We start from the raw sequence: 16,511 nt of genomic DNA, 5'->3' as shown, positions 1-16,511 counted from the left end.
CCGTAGCGGAAATCAGCCTCTTCGAATGTATAAAAATGGTTAATCAACACACCTGTAATAATATATAAAAGATTTCGTTTAAAATAAGCAGCCTGACTATCTATGAATAAAGTAGAGATTGTAGATTTTTTAAGATACTAGCTAGTCAACATACTTCACCATAAAACTTTATATAAAGGTAGGCGTGTATTTTGAAAGTAGAACTTGAAAATTTATTTTCTATAGATGAATCTAGTCAAGATCAAGTTATTAAAGTGTATAACCGCTATGGGATTTGTATTGGTGCCACTGAAATAAGAAAAAGAAATTTAAAGGCATCATTTAATCCTATTTTTACATTAAATGAAGATGTAACATATGAGCATGTAGCAGCGTTATATAAATCATTGGAACGCGAATTAGGGATTGTTTCAATTGGAGAACGTTTTTACTTTGATTTTTCAGAGAGTGAATATGAGCAAGCACCATTGTTTACATTAAACTCAACAGGTAACTCACCTGATATGTTTATAGATGATAAAGGAACTTTATTTTCTATAAGCACCTATTGCCAGCATTGTGGACTAATGGAGAAAGAGCAACTTTCACCATTAGTGATAGATACAACAGAAATGAAAGATCGCCATCTAGTTCATGTGAGCGGATATTGGGTAGCTTCACAGGAATTAGTGACATTAATGAAACAAGAGAATATTAGAGGCTATGAACTTTTAGAGGTTATTCATCAAGGACCAGAAGAAGGGAAGCAAAAAGCTTTTCAAATTATACCGACACAAGTATTGCCAGAATGTAGCACTGAAAGAGTTAAGTTGTATTTTGCGACAGAGCAACCTCCGTGTCGCTGCGGATTAAGTGGGGTTATCAATGGACCTGATAGTTATAAGCGTGAAGATTTAACAAACGTAACAGGTGATATATTCCTGTCTGCAGAATGGAGCCATGATGGAAGATATTTATATAGAAAAACTTTGTTTAGTAGAAGGTTCAGAGAATTGGTTATTAAAAACAATATATCTCGTGAGGTAAAAGGCGAGAAGGATACGAACTTTGGACCAATGGATTGGCTATTTGATCCTGTATTATTAAAATAAAATAATTCAAACTGAACATGATATTAAGGGATGAGGAAGTGTTTATTTTGTTTAGAAAGATCATATCTATCGTTGCAATCTTATTTATCGTTGCGTTGGTACTTTCAAATTATTTTAATAAACCTGACAAAAAAACATTTGTCATTACCCTGGACAGAGGGAGTACGTTAGGTTAAATCGAGTGAAGACTAATAATCAGTGAGGGTTCTTCATCCCCGCTGATTATTAGTCTTTACCAATCGGGCATTGTTTCGCTTTCAGTATAGATAAAATACTGCACGTTACTGCGTGATAAAAAGCAAATTTACCTCTAACTTACTTAAATATGTTATGATGTGAAAAATAAAACAGCATGACATGATTTAGTTTTGAGGTGAAGTATGAAATGAAAAAATGGGCATATCCTTTGGCGATAGTAACGCTGATTACCTTTTTTGTGTTACGAGTTACTTATCAAAGTGAGTTTATCAATAATTTTGATACAAAAATGGCAAATCTCTTTTTCGGTAATCGTTTTATCGAATTTTTCCATTACATAGGAGAACCGGCATTTGTAGTGTCTGTGGCTATCGTTCTCGTAGTGTATTTAGCATGGAAGGTAAAAAATTACCGAGCTATATTATTTGTTTTGTTAACATTTGCAGGCGGAAATATTCTTAACCAATTATTAAAAAAATGGGTACAGCGACCAAGACCTGAAATTGAAGATCAATTAACATCCTTTAGCTTTCCATCAGGGCATTCTATGACAGGTATCTTGTATTTATTTACAATCGCTTATATATTTTCAGAGAATAATAGCAAGGGGAGAAAAACGCTACTTTGGCTTGGGGCAATTATATTAACAGTGCTTATTGGTTTGTCTCGAGTTGCAGGAGCTCGTCATTTTGCTTCAGATGTATTGGCTGGATGGAGTATGGGTTATACTTGGTTCATAATCTGTGTCATTTGGTATGAACGTCGCAAAAGACATTTTAAAATGAATAAGGAATCTTGAACGTGGAAAGGGAGCCATCTTAATTGAAGAATGGCTCCCTTTGTTATGTTTACATTTTTACAGCCTTTTCTGCATCCATAAGCTCCTTTACAGCCTCTAAGCAGTCATAGAATGTCTCAAAGCGCTTATATGGAAGGTGAAGGTCTTCACAGCGTTTAATAAGATGATCCCTAGCAAGTACTAAATCTGCCTGTTTTGCAGCCTCAAAATCAGAAAGGGAATCTCCAATCACGATTTTAAAATGATCACGCTGTGCTACTTTTCGCATGACGCTTGGTTTGCAACATCCACAGCCCTGTGTCTCAAATTTCTCACATTCTTCATCACAGCTATTGGGAAAGACGAGTTTAATTTGTTGTTCTGAAAAATCAGCGCTATTGCAATATATACCAGAAAATGGACCGTATTTTTTTAGTAGTGGCTCAATGAAAAAATCGACACCTCCACTAACAATGTAAAACGGAATATGTTTCTCTTGTGCAAAACGAACGAAATCGTCAAAGCCCTCACGTATAATGGCCGTATCCAATAAATATTTAATAACAGTATCCTTTTGTTTAGTTGATAATAGCTCGAACATTGCTGACACGCCATCTTTAAAGGTTAATTTTTGTTCCATCATTGCCTTAGCAATTTTCTCAGATTCCTCTGGTACGAATTGAGTCATAAGTGAGACGATATTATCAGTTTCTGTTATAGTGCCATCAAAGTCACAGAATATAATTGGTTTCACGCTACTTCCTCCTTCAAAAAGAAACGTCTACCTTTACAGTAGACGTCCAAATTTCACCTGTACACCATATTCATCGGCTTTTGTTAAGATAATTTGATGCTCTAGAAATTGATTTTTCATGGCATTTACGAAATCATGTGCAATAGCAGTAGGGATAATGGAAATCAGTGTTGGCCCTGCACCACTTAAAGCTGTTCCAAATGCACCGTTAGCCTTCGCAGCTTCATGAATTTCTGAAAATCGTGGAATTAGTTTGGCACGGAAAGGCTCATGAAATAAGTCTTTTTCCATATAGTGCCCTGCACGTTCAAAATCACGAGCCATTAATGAAGCGGCTAACATATTAGCATTTGCAGAAGCATGCACCGCATATGCTCGATCAAATTGTTCTGGTAAAACAGAACGAGATTCGCTTGTTTTTAGTTCGACATCGGGCACGTATACTACAAAGGAAACATCGATATCATTGACATGGAATGTATCCACAATGCCATTCTCATCCATTGAAGAAATTGTTAATCCTCCTAATACGGAAGCAGTTGCATTGTCTGGGTGTCCTTCGATTTGTGAGGATAAATTGAGTTTATCCTGCACAGTTAAGTTCAGCTCACAGACTTGGTTAGCAAGTTCAATTCCAGCAACGATGACCGCTGCGCTGCTCCCTAAACCACGAGCTAATGGAAGATCACTTGCCATTTCGACACGGCAGGCAGGTAGCTGCTTACCGTATTGATCAGCAATTTTTTTAGCAATCACGTATAGTAAGTGCTCTTCCAGCTCAAACTCTTTAGGACCATTATCATCAAGGTGAATAATTTCCCATCTATCCTGTAAAGACACAGTTAGTTTCAAGTAAAGAGACAAGCCAAGTCCTATTGAATCAAAGCCAGGGCCTAGATTGGCTGTGCTTCCAGGAACTGAGATTTGCCACATGTCACTCATAGTACGCCCTCGATATATTTTCGAATTTCTTCCTCATCGTTTTTAAGTGAGACAACATCTACAGTAGAGACATTCATTGCAGTATCAGGATCTTTCAAACCATTACCCGTGAAGATTGTAACAACTTTAGAGCCTTTCGCAATTTTGCCATTTTCAACTGATTTAATAACACCTGCCAATGATGCAGCTGAGCCTGGTTCAACGAAAATCCCTTCAGTACCAGCAATTAATTTGTAAGCAGCCAAAATTTCTTCGTCTGTAACTGAATCAATAATTCCACCAGACTCATCACGAGCTGCTTCAGCAAATTTCCAGCTTGCAGGATTACCAATACGAATGGCTGTTGCCACTGTTTCAGGATTAGCGATTGGTTCACCTTTTACAATTGCCGCTGCACCTTCAGCTTCAAAGCCAAACATCTTTGGTAGACCAGAGCCTTTTGCTTCGTTATATTCTTTAAAGCCCTTCCAGTAAGCAGTAATGTTACCTGCGTTACCAACAGGGATGCAAAGGTAATCTGGAGCTGCCCCTAAAGCATCTACTATTTCAAAAGATGCTGTTTTTTGCCCCTCGATGCGGAATGGATTTACAGAGTTTACAAGTGCCACCGGAGTAGTTTCGCTTACTTGACGAACAATATTTAATGCATCATCGAAATTACCGTCAATCTCAATAATCTTTGCCCCATACATTGTCGCTTGGGCTAGCTTACCAAGTGCCACTTTTCCTTTAGGGATAACAACTATAGATTGGATTCCAGCACGTGCTGCATAAGCTGCTGCAGCGGCTGATGTGTTACCAGTTGAAGCACAAATAACACATTTGCTACCTTCTTCAATTGCTTTTGCAACGGCAAATACCATACCACGGTCTTTGAATGAACCTGTTGGATTTGCGCCTTCGATTTTTCCATAAAGCTCAATGCCAAGTTTTTTAGATAAATTTACTAAATGTATAAGAGGCGTATTGCCTTCGTTTAAAGTTAAAGCAGGTGTGTTTTCTGTTACGGGTAAAAATTGTTTATATTCTTCAATAAGGCCTTTCCACATAACGTTACGATCTCCTTTTGTTCTTATAGAAAGAACAGTTGTTTTTGTATAAAAGACATTTTAACGCAAATTGCCCTATGTTTTCAATAGCATTTGGGAAATTGTCGAAACAATTCGGTAATTTGAATTTTGCTTGTCACTTTCTTGAAACAACTGTATAGTAAACTTAATGATGTAAAGTCAAGTGTAAAGACAGGTGATGAAGATGACAACAAATACAGTAGCAACGAATAAGTCTCAACAATCAATTTCTCGCAATAAACTTTTGGGAGTAGCAGGTGTAGGTTGGCTTTTCGATGCAATGGATGTAGGAATATTATCATTCGTTATTGCAGCATTAGCAGCTGAGTGGGGATTAACACCAAGTCAATCGGGCTGGATAGGTAGCATTAACTCAATTGGGATGGCTGTAGGAGCGCTAGTTTTCGGAGTATTTGCTGATAAAGTGGGACGTAAGCAAATTTTTATGTGGACGCTTGTATTATTTTCTGTTGCAAGTGGCTTGTCTGCATTTACAACTTCTTTAGCAGCTTTTATGGCACTACGTTTTTTTGTAGGCATGGGGCTAGGAGGAGAATTACCAGTCGCATCAACGCTAGTTTCAGAGAGTGTAGAAGCTAAAGAGCGTGGGCGAGTGGTTGTTTTACTGGAAAGCTTCTGGGCGGCTGGTTGGTTAATCGCTGCACTAATCTCGTATTTTGTTATTCCTACATGGGGATGGCGAGTTGCTTTATTGCTAACGGCAATTCCGGCATTCTATGCCATTTATCTTCGCTGGCACTTACCAGACTCCTCACAATTTACAGTGAAGGCAGAGTCTAAAAAACGAAGCATTGGGCAAAACATGCGAGATGTTTGGTCGAAAAAATATGCACGCTCAACACTGATGTTATGGGTGTTATGGTTTACGGTTGTATTCTCGTATTACGGTATGTTTTTGTGGCTACCAAGTGTAATGGTTGGTAAAGGCTTCGATATGATTACGAGCTTTAAATATGTTCTCATTATGACGCTTGCACAGCTACCAGGTTATTTTACAGCTGCATGGTTTATAGAAAAGTTTGGCCGGAAGTTTGTACTCGTTTCCTATTTAATTGGTACAGCTGTAAGTGCTTTCATTTTCGGTAATGCTGAAACAATGGCGGTACTATTAACATCAGGAATGTTGTTATCGTTCTTTAACTTAGGGGCATGGGGTGCACTTTATGCCTACACACCAGAGCAGTATCCTGCAATTATTCGTGGTACTGGTGCAGGAATGGCAGCAGCTGCTGGGCGCATTGGTGGTATTTTTGGTCCTCTGTTAGTAGGAGTTTTATTAACAGCAGGTTATGATATCGGCTTCATCTTTGCAATTTTCTGCGGAGCGATTATTATTGGTGTTGTTGGGGTAGTGTTCTTAGGTAAAGAAACGAAACAAATCGAATTAGAATAGCAAAATGAATCATGTCTTGGATTAACAATAGTCCAAGACATTTTTATATGTTTTTGGTGCCGATCCAATAATTAAAGCGTAATTAATTTGCTTTTTAAATACATAAAAATGAGTTGTTATTAATTTTTATACAAATATTTTGATTAATCTGTTAGAATTATAAATCAAAGGCTCATCGGAAGTTCCAAGAAAAGCGTCCAATCGGAACGGTAATTAACCCTACGTTATGGTGATGATCCAAATCAATACAAAATTAAACTTTTAGAATAAGTTGATAAAGATACTATGAATAATATTGCTGTAATGATATTTTCCATGAACCATCATATTAGTGAGTTAAAGCGTTGAAGATTTTTCAGAAAAGTCATTGTATTCAGATTGTAATCGTGATACTGTATTTTTAATCGAATTTAGAGTCAGAAGGAAACAATCTCCATTCTTGAAATTTTATTGAAAGAAAGGTTGTTAAAAATGAGTATTAATGAAGAAATAAAAAGAAGGTTTGTTAGGCTGTCGAAGGGACAGCGTAAAGTTGCGCAATTTGTTATGAATAATCCTTCAGCTGTAATTGGGAACGGCGCAGCGGAAGTTGGTAGACAAGCTAATGTTAGTGAATCGACAGTTATACGTTTTTGTTATGCGATGGATTTATCGGGTTATGTAGAGCTTCAAGATGAAATTAGAAGCTACTTAATGGCGCAAAATGATGAGGTGAGTTTTCAACCTACATATTCTACAAGTAAGGGGAATGCTTCGAATTTTGGTAAGATAATGCAACGTGATATTCAAAACATTCAAGATACGATTCATTTGATTAGCGATAACATGCTTCGAAAAAGCTCAAAATGGATGCATGAGGCAGATAATGTATACATTTTAGGTACTCGTCAAGCTGCGTCCATTGCAAATTGGTTATCGTCCACACTGAAAACTTTACGTCCAAATGTGAAACAGCTTCGCTCAGAATCAGATGATATTGTACAGCAAATTAACAGTATGGGGGAGCATACGACGTTAATTGTTTTTTCATGGGACAAACATTCAAACGATATTCAAACGATTGTAGAAATTGCAAAAAAGAAAAAGGCAAAAATTATTGCCATTACTAGTTCGGCGTTATCGTCTGTTCGGGAATATGCAAGTGCGTTATTTACACTTGGTATGAAGAAGCAATCTTCATTGGATGTTGTTCCAGTTTTGTTTTCGTTTTTACATGCGCTAATTGAGGAAATGGTCAGTCAGGATAAGACGCAATATGAGAAATATCAGCAATCGTATGAGCTATTAGAAAATAATTTATTATTCTTAGATACAGCAAGAGAAAAGCAAGTTTTCTAAATATATTACAACGCGTAGATATGTACTGATCTATGCGTTTTTTATTTTACAAGGCTACACATAAAAAAGATGTCCAAATAATATTTAGACATCCTTGAAAAAGAAGCTTATAAAATTTTACTTAAGCTATATTCGTTAATAAAGGCATCATTTAGTTTAATAGCATTTTGTCGAATACCTCCTTGTTGAAACCCTAGTTTTTTAAACAAATTTAAAGCGTTGTCATTATGTTCCATAACAGTTAATTCTAAGCGTGAAATATCCCGCTGTTTAGACCAACTTTCAACTGCCTTCATAAGAGCTGAACCAATACCTTGTCGTTGATACTTTTCCATAACAGCTATGCGGATTGATGCAACATGTTTAGCTTTAGAGTGTTTATATCCATGGACGACGGCATAGCCAGCAAAAATCCCATTTAATATACAAAGTAAAATCGTACGGTTTTTCAGTTGTTTCCAATAAACTAAATCTTTACGAAGCTGTTGAACTGTAAGATCTAATTCGTTTTGTATGTTATACATGAAATCAGTTTGTTGGAAAATTTCTTCTTGCAAATGAATAAATGATCTAGCGTCGGATGCTTCAATTGCACGAATTATGTAGGCAGATTGGTTATCGTCATTTTTAGAAATGTTGCTTGTAGTCTTCATTTGTGTACGAGAGAAAGTTACACTTGTGCCGAGCTTCACATCAATGACATAGTAGCCTGCATTTGTCCATGACAAATAGTGAGAGAGAGGGGGTTTTGTTTTCTTCCACCAGCTTCTATTCAAGTAAGCGGCATTTGGTAAGGCTTGTCCCATAATATTTTCTAGTTCACTAAAAGATAAAGTAATTTCTTGTTGTAAAGCTACTTCAAAATAATTTGCTAAAGGAATATACTTTTTTTCCATCTTCTTTGTCATCGTAATCCCCATTTCTTGTATATCCTAAAATATAGACTACCTGATGATAGCATAAAATTACGGTTTCTTAAATATAAAAACGCAACTATATATCTATTTTTAGTAAAATTTTTTAATTAACTACACATTGTTATTATTAATTGTTAAAAACAGGATGGTAAAAATATATAATTATAATAAATTTAATAATAATCAACGAATAGTAATTTAAGGTAAATTTTACCTGGTTATCAAGAGTTGAGGATAACAATTTGTTAAAACGTATGTCATGTATATAAGTTGTCAGGAGTGCAGATTGAGCGACTCCTTGGGGATTAGCGTCACAGATGAGATCCTGGAGCGAGCAGGCAGAGGAACGAAGGCTAAAAACATCACGTCCTGTGATAATGCCTTCGTGACCTACATCGTGTAGGCCCAAGCGGCTCACCGGAAGCCCCCAGTCGGAAAGGAAATCATACTTTGATTTATCGAAACAAAATCGCTCTTTATCGAAACTATTTGAGCTTTTATCGAAAAACAAGCTCTTTCTATCAAAGAAATCAACCACACGTTATGAACCTATTCAGACAAAGTTTCACTTTATATCATGTTAGTCCATAAGGTATGATAAAATAAAATACAAATGTTATTGCCATTTAGGAGGAATTAATTTAATGAGTAAAGTTTTAGTTTTTGGCCATAAAAATCCAGATACAGACACAATAACGTCTGCACTTGTATATGCATATTTAAAGCAACAAATCGGAGTAGATGCTGAAGCTGTGCGTCTTGGGGAAGTAAATAATGAAACAAAATTTGCATTAGACAAATTTGGCTTTGAGGCACCTCGATTAATTACTTCAGTAGTTGGAGAAGCAGAAAAAGTAATTCTTGTGGATCACAATGAATTCCAGCAATCAGCTGATGGCATTGAAGAAGTACAAATTACAGAAGTAATTGATCATCACCGTATTGCTAACTTCCAAACAGCTGATCCACTATACTACCGTGCAGAACCTGTAGGCTGTACTGCAACGATTTTAAACAAAATTTTCAAGGAAAATGGCGTAGAAATCCCAGCAAACATCGCTGGATTAATGCTTTCTGCCATCGTTTCTGATACATTGTTATTCAAATCTCCAACTTGCACAGAGCAAGATGTAAAAGCTGGTGAGGAACTAGCTAAAATTGCAGGTGTTGATGTTGCTGAATACGGATTAGCAATGCTTAAAGCAGGTGCTGACCTTTCAGATAAATCATTAGAAGATCTTTTATCTTTGGATGCAAAAGAATTCCAATTCGGTGAATATAAATCTGTAGTAGCTCAGGTAAACGCTGTCGATATTAACGATGTGCTTGGTCGCCAAGAGGAATTAGAAATTTTGTTAAACAAAAATGTAGCTGAAAATGGCTTAGACTTATTCTTCTTCGTTGTAACAGATATTTTAAACAATGACTCAACAGCTGTTGCAATTGGACAAGTAGCAGAGGCTGCAGCAAAAGGATTTGGTGCAGAACTTGTAAATAATCGAGTAATCTTACCAGGTGTTGTATCTCGTAAAAAACAAATCGTTCCAGTTTTAACTGAAGCATTGAAATAATGGAAAAGAGGTTGTCCTGAAAAAGGCAACCTCTTTTTTCAATCTAGTTTTAATGGATGTACGGCAGGGCCTTCAAGTACTTCACCTTTAGCATTAAAGCGAGAGCCGTGACAAGGGCAATCCCAAGTTTCATCGGCTTCATTCCATTTTGTTTTACAGCCTAAATGCGTGCAAGTTGGGGTACTGGCATGTCTAACATAGCCTGTTACAAACTCCTTAGCTACGAAGCCACCTACTTTTAGCATTTGCATGAACTGAGCCCCGAATTTTGTACGCGATGGTGAATAAAGAGCAATGGCACCATCCTCATTACTTGCCCCAGTTATTAGAGAGGATAGTAAATCTCCAGCTACAAAAGAATTAGAAATTCCCCATTTTCGATAGCCAGTTGCGATGAAAACATTAGGCAAGGACTTTGTAATTCTGCCAACATAAGGTACCATGTCAGGTGTTTCAATGTCCTGTGCTGACCATCGATAGATCGGCTCCTGATCGAAATGCTCCTTCATTTCATTTTGAATAGCCTCATAAAAGGGCTCCGTATCGGTTACTTCACCTGCAATATGATTAGACCCACCTAAAACTAAATAATGCTCGTCGTTAATGGTAGCCGTCCGAATAGAGCGAGTAGGATTATCTACGCATAAATATTGTCCTTGCAGTGTATCAGTAATTTTGCCAGCAATCATATAGGAGCGGCTGTTAGAAAGTTTAAAAAGCTGTAGTCCTCTAAAGGCTTCGATTGGATAGTGTGTGCCCAAAATAAGCTTGTTGTATTGAACCGACATGTCATTTGCGGTATGTAAGCTATTTTGTGGTATGTTTAATTGCTGAACACGGGTATTGGTATAGATTTTTGCGCCCATTGATAATGCTTCTTTTACAAGGAAATTACAAACTTCTACAGGATGTATTTGTGCCTGCTGGGACATGCTAAGTGCTTTTGTAATCGGAAAGGGAAGCTCTGTATCAGAGGTTAAATTCGCCTTAATATTTAATACTTTATAGGCATTCCATTCTTTTAATAATTGGGCATAGCCTTCTTTTGTTTGGCAATAAAGCAATGAATCTACTTGTTGAATGCTTTCTTTAGGAAGTAACTGTAATGCTTTTTCTACAGCTATTTGGTTGAGCTGATAATAAAGCCGTGCCTCATCTACAGTAAGTTTTTCAATAAGATCAGCATAAACTAAGCTATGCTGTGCAGTTAATTTTCCTGTTGAATGACCGGTCGTACCATGACCGATATGGGAATTTGCCTCAAGCAAGACCACATCTACACCTGATTTTGCCAAGACATAGGCTGTATATAGTCCTGTCAAGCCTCCACCGATTATACATACATCACAAGTTGTTGATGCAGGAAGAGATGATAGTGAGACGGGATCAATTGTTCCGAGCCAAAGAGATTGTGTCATACATAACCCTCACATTGTTTTTACGTTCAGTATGTAGATTGATGTGGGAATTTAAACAATGAAGCATAAAAATTGCCTTAGTATAATTACTATCGCTACAATGTAGCCAAAGGAGCGTGACAAGCTATGAAAATTGAAATCTGGTCAGATTATGTATGTCCATTTTGTTATATTGGTAAAAAACAATTGGAACAGGCGATTCAGGATACTGGCTTTGCAGGGCAGATAGAGCTCGTTTATAAAAGCTATCAACTTGACCCAACAACACCAGTGGATACAAATGTGTCTACGTATGAAGCATTGGCGAAAAAGTATGGAATGTCGCTAGAAAAAGAAAGGAAATGACGCAAGGTGTTGCTGCTCGCGCAAAAGAAGTTGGGTTAGATTATAATTTCGATAAGCTAATGGAGGAAAATACATTAAAAGCGCATCGCCTTGTAAAATGGGCAGAACAGCAAGGGGATGTTACTGAACTTGTTGAAGCACTGTTACGCAATTATTTTATCGAAGCAAAGCGTATTGGGCAGGATGACGTTTTAATCGATATTGCTGAGCAAGTAGGTCTGAATCGTGAAGAAGTTGCAAAGGTTCTTTCAAACGATGAATTTAAAATTGAGGTAGAGACTGATATACAAGAAGGGCTACAACTTGGCGTACGAGGCGTACCGTTCTTTGTGTTAAATCGCAAGTACGGTATTTCTGGGGCACAACCTCAAGAAGTATTTGAAGAAACTTTGCGTAAAGTAGCGGAGGAAGAAGGCTTACAACCTGGGCTAAAGATGGCAGGCTCTGAAGATGGTGGAGTTTGTACGGATGATAGCTGTAAATTTTAATTCTGTTGGAACAAGGTCAAGAAATAATAGGATCTGATCAGTTTTGAAAGGAAGCCGATCAGAATAGTGGAGGACCCGATCAAACGGAAATCTACTCCACATTATGAATTGAAATATCAACATTTCAGCCAAAAGTCTGAGTCTACTAGCATTGACTTTTTATAGGAAATTTTTTAATATACTTATATATCTTGAATTCGAGATATTAAATTGTGAGTTTTAAGGGAGAATTTATATAATGAATGTATTAGTAGTAAAAGCTAACAACCGTCCGGATGGTATTTCAACAAAAATGTATGACACATTTATGGAAAATGTACAGGGTGTAAATGTAACGACTTTTGACGTATTCGCAGAAGACATGCCTTATTTCGGTCAAGATCTTTTCAATGCTTTTGGTAAAGTACAAAACGGTGAAGAGTTAACTGACATCGAATCACGTCTATTAGCGGCTAAACAAAAAGCTATGGATGCTTTAACGGCAGCTGACGTAGTCGTATTTGCTTTCCCACTTTGGAATTTAACAATCCCAGCGACATTACAAACTTTCATTGACTATGTATTCCAAGCTGGTTATACATTTAAATATGGTGAAAACGGTCAATTAGTTAGCTTAATGACTGACAAAAAGGCTATCATTTTAAATGCTCGTGGTGGTTACTATTCATTACCAGAAGCTCAGCCGATGGAAATGTCAGTTAATTACATTAAAAACGTTGTTGGTGGCATATTCGGTATGGAAATTATCGATGAAGTTATCATTGAAGGTCATAATGCTTCACCAGATAAAGCTCAAGAGATTATTGCAAATGGCCTAGAGTTAGTTAAAAAAGTAGCTCAATCTTTACAAACTGTAAATGCATAATAAATTATTTATTGATAAAAGTTCTCTCTAATTTGAGAGGACTTTTTTTACTTTTTTCATAGAGGTACGGTAGTGATAAGGAGGTCTGACATATTGGTGCTGGGGACTTTTTATTGATTTACATTTAATAACATCAGATTATGATGAATGATTATGACATAATATTAATCTATCATTTTCCTGTAAAGTGTTTGGCTATTCGTTTAAAAGTACATACAATTAGGTCTATTTATTCAGTTAAAATATAAATTAGTATACTATAATAGAAATCGTAGGAAAATATTAGATTTATAAGGAGGCTGTTACATGAATAAGAAATTAATGACTAAATTTTTAGCGATGTTACTTGTTCTGTTCACGGTGTTGCCATTTGGATTTTCCGCAAATGCTGCATCAAACGACGTGACTCGTGGAGATTACGTGAAAGAATTAGTAGAAAGCTTAAATGTCGAGCTGGGGGATGGTTCCACACTTACCTTCACTGACGTCCCTAAGGATTTAGCCCCGTATGTAGAAAAAGCAGTAGAGTTGAAACTTATTAAAGGTAAAACTCCGACATTGTTTGGTCCAAACGATAAAATGACGCGTCAACAAGCATTTGTTATTTCTGCTCGTGGATTAGTGAATGAAAACGCTCCGCTTTCTGTATTAGATAAGTTTAAGGATGCAGATCAAATTGCTAGTACACATAAGCAAGATTTAGCAAATGCTGTTGCGGCAAACATATTACAAGGTTTTGAGGATGACACAATTCGTCCTCGCGAGTATGTAACAACTGAGCAAATGCAAAGCATTGTTGAACGCTTTGTAGCTGAATACAAATTACCTACATCTGCAACTTCAGTGGATCTTCAAATTTTAGGTACAACAGATATTCATACAAATCTTGCAAATTATAATTATTTCTTAGATGCTGAATCAGCTACTGTAGGTTTAGCAAACACCGCTACATTAATTGAACAAGCTCGTGCTAAGAACCCGAATACATTATTATTTGATAATGGCGATCTAATTCAAGGAACGCCACTAGGCTCTTATAAAGCGTTAGAGAACGTTTTAAAGCCAGGTGAAGTTCATCCAGCTATTGCTGCACTTAATGCACTGAAATATGATGGTGGAACTTTAGGAAACCACGAGTTCAACTATGGCTTAGAGTTTTTAGATGAAGTATTAAATGATGCAAAATATCCAGTCGTAAATGCTAACACTTACGATGCTAAAACAAAAAAACATATGTATGAACCTTATGTCATTCTTGATAAAGAGGTTGTAGATAATACAGGTAAAAAACACACACTTAAAGTCGGCGTTACAGGTATTGTACCTACGAAAATTGTTGAATGGGATGCTATCCATTTAGCAGGTAAAGTAGAGATGCAAGAACCAGTTGAAGCGGTAAAAGAAGTTGTACCAGAAATGCAAAAAGCTGGAGCAGACGTAATTGTGGTTCTTTCACACTCAGGTATTGGTGAGGACACTTATGTAAAAGGTGCTGAAAACATTGGATACCAAATTTCTGAGATTGAAGGTGTCGACGCTTTAATTACAGGTCACTCTCATTTAACGTTCCCAGGTGACTATAAAAATCTTAAAAATGTTGACCAAGAAAAAGGTACGATTAACGGTGTACCTACTGTAATGGCAGGAAGCTATGGTAGCTATCTTGGCGTTATTGACTTAAAGCTAGAACAACAAGGCTCTAAATGGGCTGTAGTGGATGGACAAGGTTCTATCCGTTCTATTAAACAGGAAGGCTTAAAACCATCTAAAACAGTTTTAGATGCAATTAAAGAAGCACATGAAGGTACGTTAAAGTATATTCGTCAACCTGTGGGTGAGACAACAGCACCAATCCATAGCTATTTCTCAATGGTTCAAGACGATTCTTCAATTCAAATTGTGACTCAAGCTCAAAAATGGTTTATTGAAAAAGAATTAAAAGGTACTGCAGATGAAAACACACCACTTCTTTCAGCTGGTGCACCTTTCAAAGCAGGCTCACGTAACAACCCTGCAGATTACACAAATATTCCTGTAGGCCCGCTTGCGATTAAAAATATGGCAGACATCTATCACTTTGACAATACTGTTGCAACGATTAAAGTAACAGGAGCAGAAGCAATTGAATGGTTAGAAATGGCTGCTGGTATATTTACGACAATCGATCCAAATAAAACGGAAGAACAAAATATTATTGACCCAGAAGGACGTTCTTACAATTTTGATGTATTAGATGGTTTAACATATCAAATTGATGTAACTTCATCACCTAAATATGATCGTAGTGGTAAGTTAGTAGACGAAAAAGCGAACCGTATTAAAAACGTACAATATAACGGTAAACCAATTGATCTAAAACAAGAATTCATCATTATTACAAACAACTACCGTGTTGGTGGATCTTATGGTGCCACATTCAAAAATGCAGACGGCTCTAACGTAACAAACTATGCGTACGAAAATCGCCAAGCTGTTATAGATTACATTATGGAAAATAAAACAATTAATCCTGCTGCGGATAACAACTGGTCGTTTGTACCATTCCCAGCAAATACTAAAGTTATTTACAACTCAGCTAAAGATGCGCAAAAAGTTATTCCTACAGGCAGCAATATCGAATATTTAGGAGATACAGAAGGCGGCTTTGGTAAATATTTAATTAAATAATGATTAAATGTTAAAAGGAGAGCGCGTTGTTTAAACGCTGCTCTCCTTTTTTTGTCGCTCAAATGAGTGATAACGTGTTCCTTGAAATGTTAATAAGCCAAAGTCACCATCTGCAAGCTGTCCGTAATCACGACCATTCATTCTTAATTCTAGACGATCGCCACTTTGTACTTCAAACGTAACATAGTACGATGTATGAGCACTAGAGTTACCAGAACCTCCACTAGTATTAGACCGTTTTGTTACGACTATAGCGGGTACTGTTAATAATGGTTCATTGTTGTTTTTCGACCATTGTACGATGCTTTTAACAATAGTAAATGCAATGATGCCGAACACGATAAAAAACATTATCGAAATAAAAGAATTTGCAAAAGAGAATTCATCAAACCCGATCATAAAAGGCCTCCAATCTATGAAATATTGTGCTTGAAGTTGTTATAAAGGATTTATTTCAAGATCCACTACAAAATTAATACACCATCTGTTTCTAGGAGAATGTTATAAACTAAATTAAAATCCCGACGGTCAATCTGTGCCTTAGCTTGAAATCCATGTACTTCTTGCGCCCATGGATTTACACTGTTCCCTGTATATACTGTTGTAAATACGATAGGGATCGTTATGTCTTTAACAGTTGAATCTACATGAATCT

General features: G+C 36.7%; 15 protein-coding genes and 1 pseudogene. 9 read left to right on the top strand and 7 right to left on the bottom strand.

All coding sequences use genetic code 11. The features are described from left to right. The first annotated feature begins 191 nt into the window (after nt 1-191). The 3 genes from QRN68_RS20545 (at nt 192) to QRN68_RS20535 (ending at nt 2,088) form a co-directional block, all read left to right on the top strand. Nucleotides 192-1,091: a hypothetical protein gene (locus QRN68_RS20545; protein ID WP_285398834.1), complete on the top strand. Its 900-nt coding sequence runs from the start codon at nt 192-194 to the stop codon at nt 1,089-1,091. Between the two features lie 47 nt (nt 1,092-1,138). Continuing rightward, nucleotides 1,139-1,267 carry a hypothetical protein gene (locus QRN68_RS20540; RefSeq protein ID WP_285398837.1) on the top strand — a complete coding sequence of 43 codons (129 nt, stop codon included), beginning with the start codon at nt 1,139-1,141 and terminating at the stop codon, nt 1,265-1,267. Between the two features lie 209 nt (nt 1,268-1,476). After that, complete coding sequence (locus tag QRN68_RS20535) at nt 1,477-2,088, top strand: phosphatase PAP2 family protein (RefSeq protein ID WP_285398833.1); 612 nt, start codon at nt 1,477-1,479, stop codon at nt 2,086-2,088. A gap of 49 nt (nt 2,089-2,137) precedes the next feature. Here the strand turns inward: QRN68_RS20535 and QRN68_RS20530 are convergent, their stop codons facing one another. Genes QRN68_RS20530 through thrC form a run of 3 tightly spaced genes read right to left on the bottom strand, consistent with a single transcriptional unit; the run spans nt 2,138 to nt 4,812 of the window. Next, nucleotides 2,138-2,821 (bottom strand): 2-hydroxy-3-keto-5-methylthiopentenyl-1-phosphate phosphatase, encoded by a 684-nt coding sequence (locus tag QRN68_RS20530; protein ID WP_285398832.1) that lies wholly within the window; start codon nt 2,819-2,821, stop codon nt 2,138-2,140. Nucleotides 2,822-2,854: 33 nt separating this feature from the next. Further along, the gene (thrB, locus tag QRN68_RS20525) at nt 2,855-3,763 is read right to left on the bottom strand and encodes a homoserine kinase (protein ID WP_285398830.1); all 909 of its coding nucleotides are present in this window, start codon (nt 3,761-3,763) and stop codon (nt 2,855-2,857) included. Further along, a complete protein-coding gene (thrC, locus tag QRN68_RS20520; protein ID WP_285398828.1) occupies nt 3,760-4,812 on the bottom strand; it encodes a threonine synthase in 1,053 nt (350 codons plus the stop codon). The genes thrB and thrC overlap by 4 nt, the downstream gene beginning before the upstream one ends. 205 nt (nt 4,813-5,017) lie before the next feature. On the opposite strand from thrC, the gene QRN68_RS20515 reads away from it, so the two are divergent. Together QRN68_RS20515 and QRN68_RS20510 are read left to right on the top strand one after the other, a co-directional pair. Next, on the top strand, nt 5,018-6,247 hold the full coding sequence (locus tag QRN68_RS20515) for an MFS transporter (RefSeq protein WP_285398827.1): 1,230 nt from the start codon (nt 5,018-5,020) through the stop codon (nt 6,245-6,247). Between the two features lie 471 nt (nt 6,248-6,718). Continuing rightward, the gene (locus tag QRN68_RS20510; RefSeq protein WP_285398825.1) at nt 6,719-7,585 is read left to right on the top strand and encodes a MurR/RpiR family transcriptional regulator; all 867 of its coding nucleotides are present in this window, start codon (nt 6,719-6,721) and stop codon (nt 7,583-7,585) included. A 107-nt stretch (nt 7,586-7,692) separates the two neighbouring features. Here the strand turns inward: QRN68_RS20510 and QRN68_RS20505 are convergent, their stop codons facing one another. Further along, nucleotides 7,693-8,493: a GNAT family N-acetyltransferase gene (locus tag QRN68_RS20505; protein WP_285398824.1), complete on the bottom strand. Its 801-nt coding sequence runs from the start codon at nt 8,491-8,493 to the stop codon at nt 7,693-7,695. Nucleotides 8,494-9,146: 653 nt separating this feature from the next. Here QRN68_RS20505 and QRN68_RS20500 point away from each other — a divergent pair. Beyond that, on the top strand, nt 9,147-10,073 hold the full coding sequence (locus QRN68_RS20500; protein ID WP_285398823.1) for a manganese-dependent inorganic pyrophosphatase: 927 nt from the start codon (nt 9,147-9,149) through the stop codon (nt 10,071-10,073). Nucleotides 10,074-10,111: 38 nt separating this feature from the next. On the opposite strand, the gene QRN68_RS20495 is transcribed toward QRN68_RS20500, so the two are convergent. Next, a complete protein-coding gene (locus QRN68_RS20495) occupies nt 10,112-11,491 on the bottom strand; it encodes an FAD-dependent oxidoreductase (RefSeq protein WP_285398822.1) in 1,380 nt (459 codons plus the stop codon). A gap of 126 nt (nt 11,492-11,617) precedes the next feature. Here QRN68_RS20495 and QRN68_RS20490 point away from each other — a divergent pair. From QRN68_RS20490 to QRN68_RS20480, 3 genes and pseudogenes are all read left to right on the top strand, one after another. Next, nucleotides 11,618-12,324 (top strand): annotated as a pseudogene (locus QRN68_RS20490) (DsbA family oxidoreductase). A gap of 238 nt (nt 12,325-12,562) precedes the next feature. Beyond that, entirely contained in the window at nt 12,563-13,189 is a 627-nt protein-coding gene (locus QRN68_RS20485) for an FMN-dependent NADH-azoreductase (RefSeq protein WP_285398821.1), read from the top strand. Nucleotides 13,190-13,495: 306 nt separating this feature from the next. After that, complete coding sequence (locus QRN68_RS20480) at nt 13,496-15,856, top strand: bifunctional 2',3'-cyclic-nucleotide 2'-phosphodiesterase/3'-nucleotidase (RefSeq protein WP_285398820.1); 2,361 nt, start codon at nt 13,496-13,498, stop codon at nt 15,854-15,856. A gap of 30 nt (nt 15,857-15,886) precedes the next feature. On the opposite strand, the gene QRN68_RS20475 is transcribed toward QRN68_RS20480, so the two are convergent. Both QRN68_RS20475 and QRN68_RS26975 read right to left on the bottom strand, forming a co-directional pair. Beyond that, the gene (locus QRN68_RS20475) at nt 15,887-16,255 is read right to left on the bottom strand and encodes a DUF2500 domain-containing protein (RefSeq protein WP_285398818.1); all 369 of its coding nucleotides are present in this window, start codon (nt 16,253-16,255) and stop codon (nt 15,887-15,889) included. A 65-nt stretch (nt 16,256-16,320) separates the two neighbouring features. Next, nucleotides 16,321-16,470 carry a YceI family protein gene (locus QRN68_RS26975; RefSeq protein WP_350224367.1) on the bottom strand — a complete coding sequence of 50 codons (150 nt, stop codon included), beginning with the start codon at nt 16,468-16,470 and terminating at the stop codon, nt 16,321-16,323. Nucleotides 16,471-16,511 lie beyond the last annotated feature (41 nt).

Source organism: Lysinibacillus sp. fls2-241-R2A-57, assembly GCF_030209535.1.
Lineage (GTDB): Bacteria > Bacillota > Bacilli > Bacillales_A > Planococcaceae > Lysinibacillus.
This window is presented reverse-complemented; position numbering and strand designations above follow the sequence as displayed.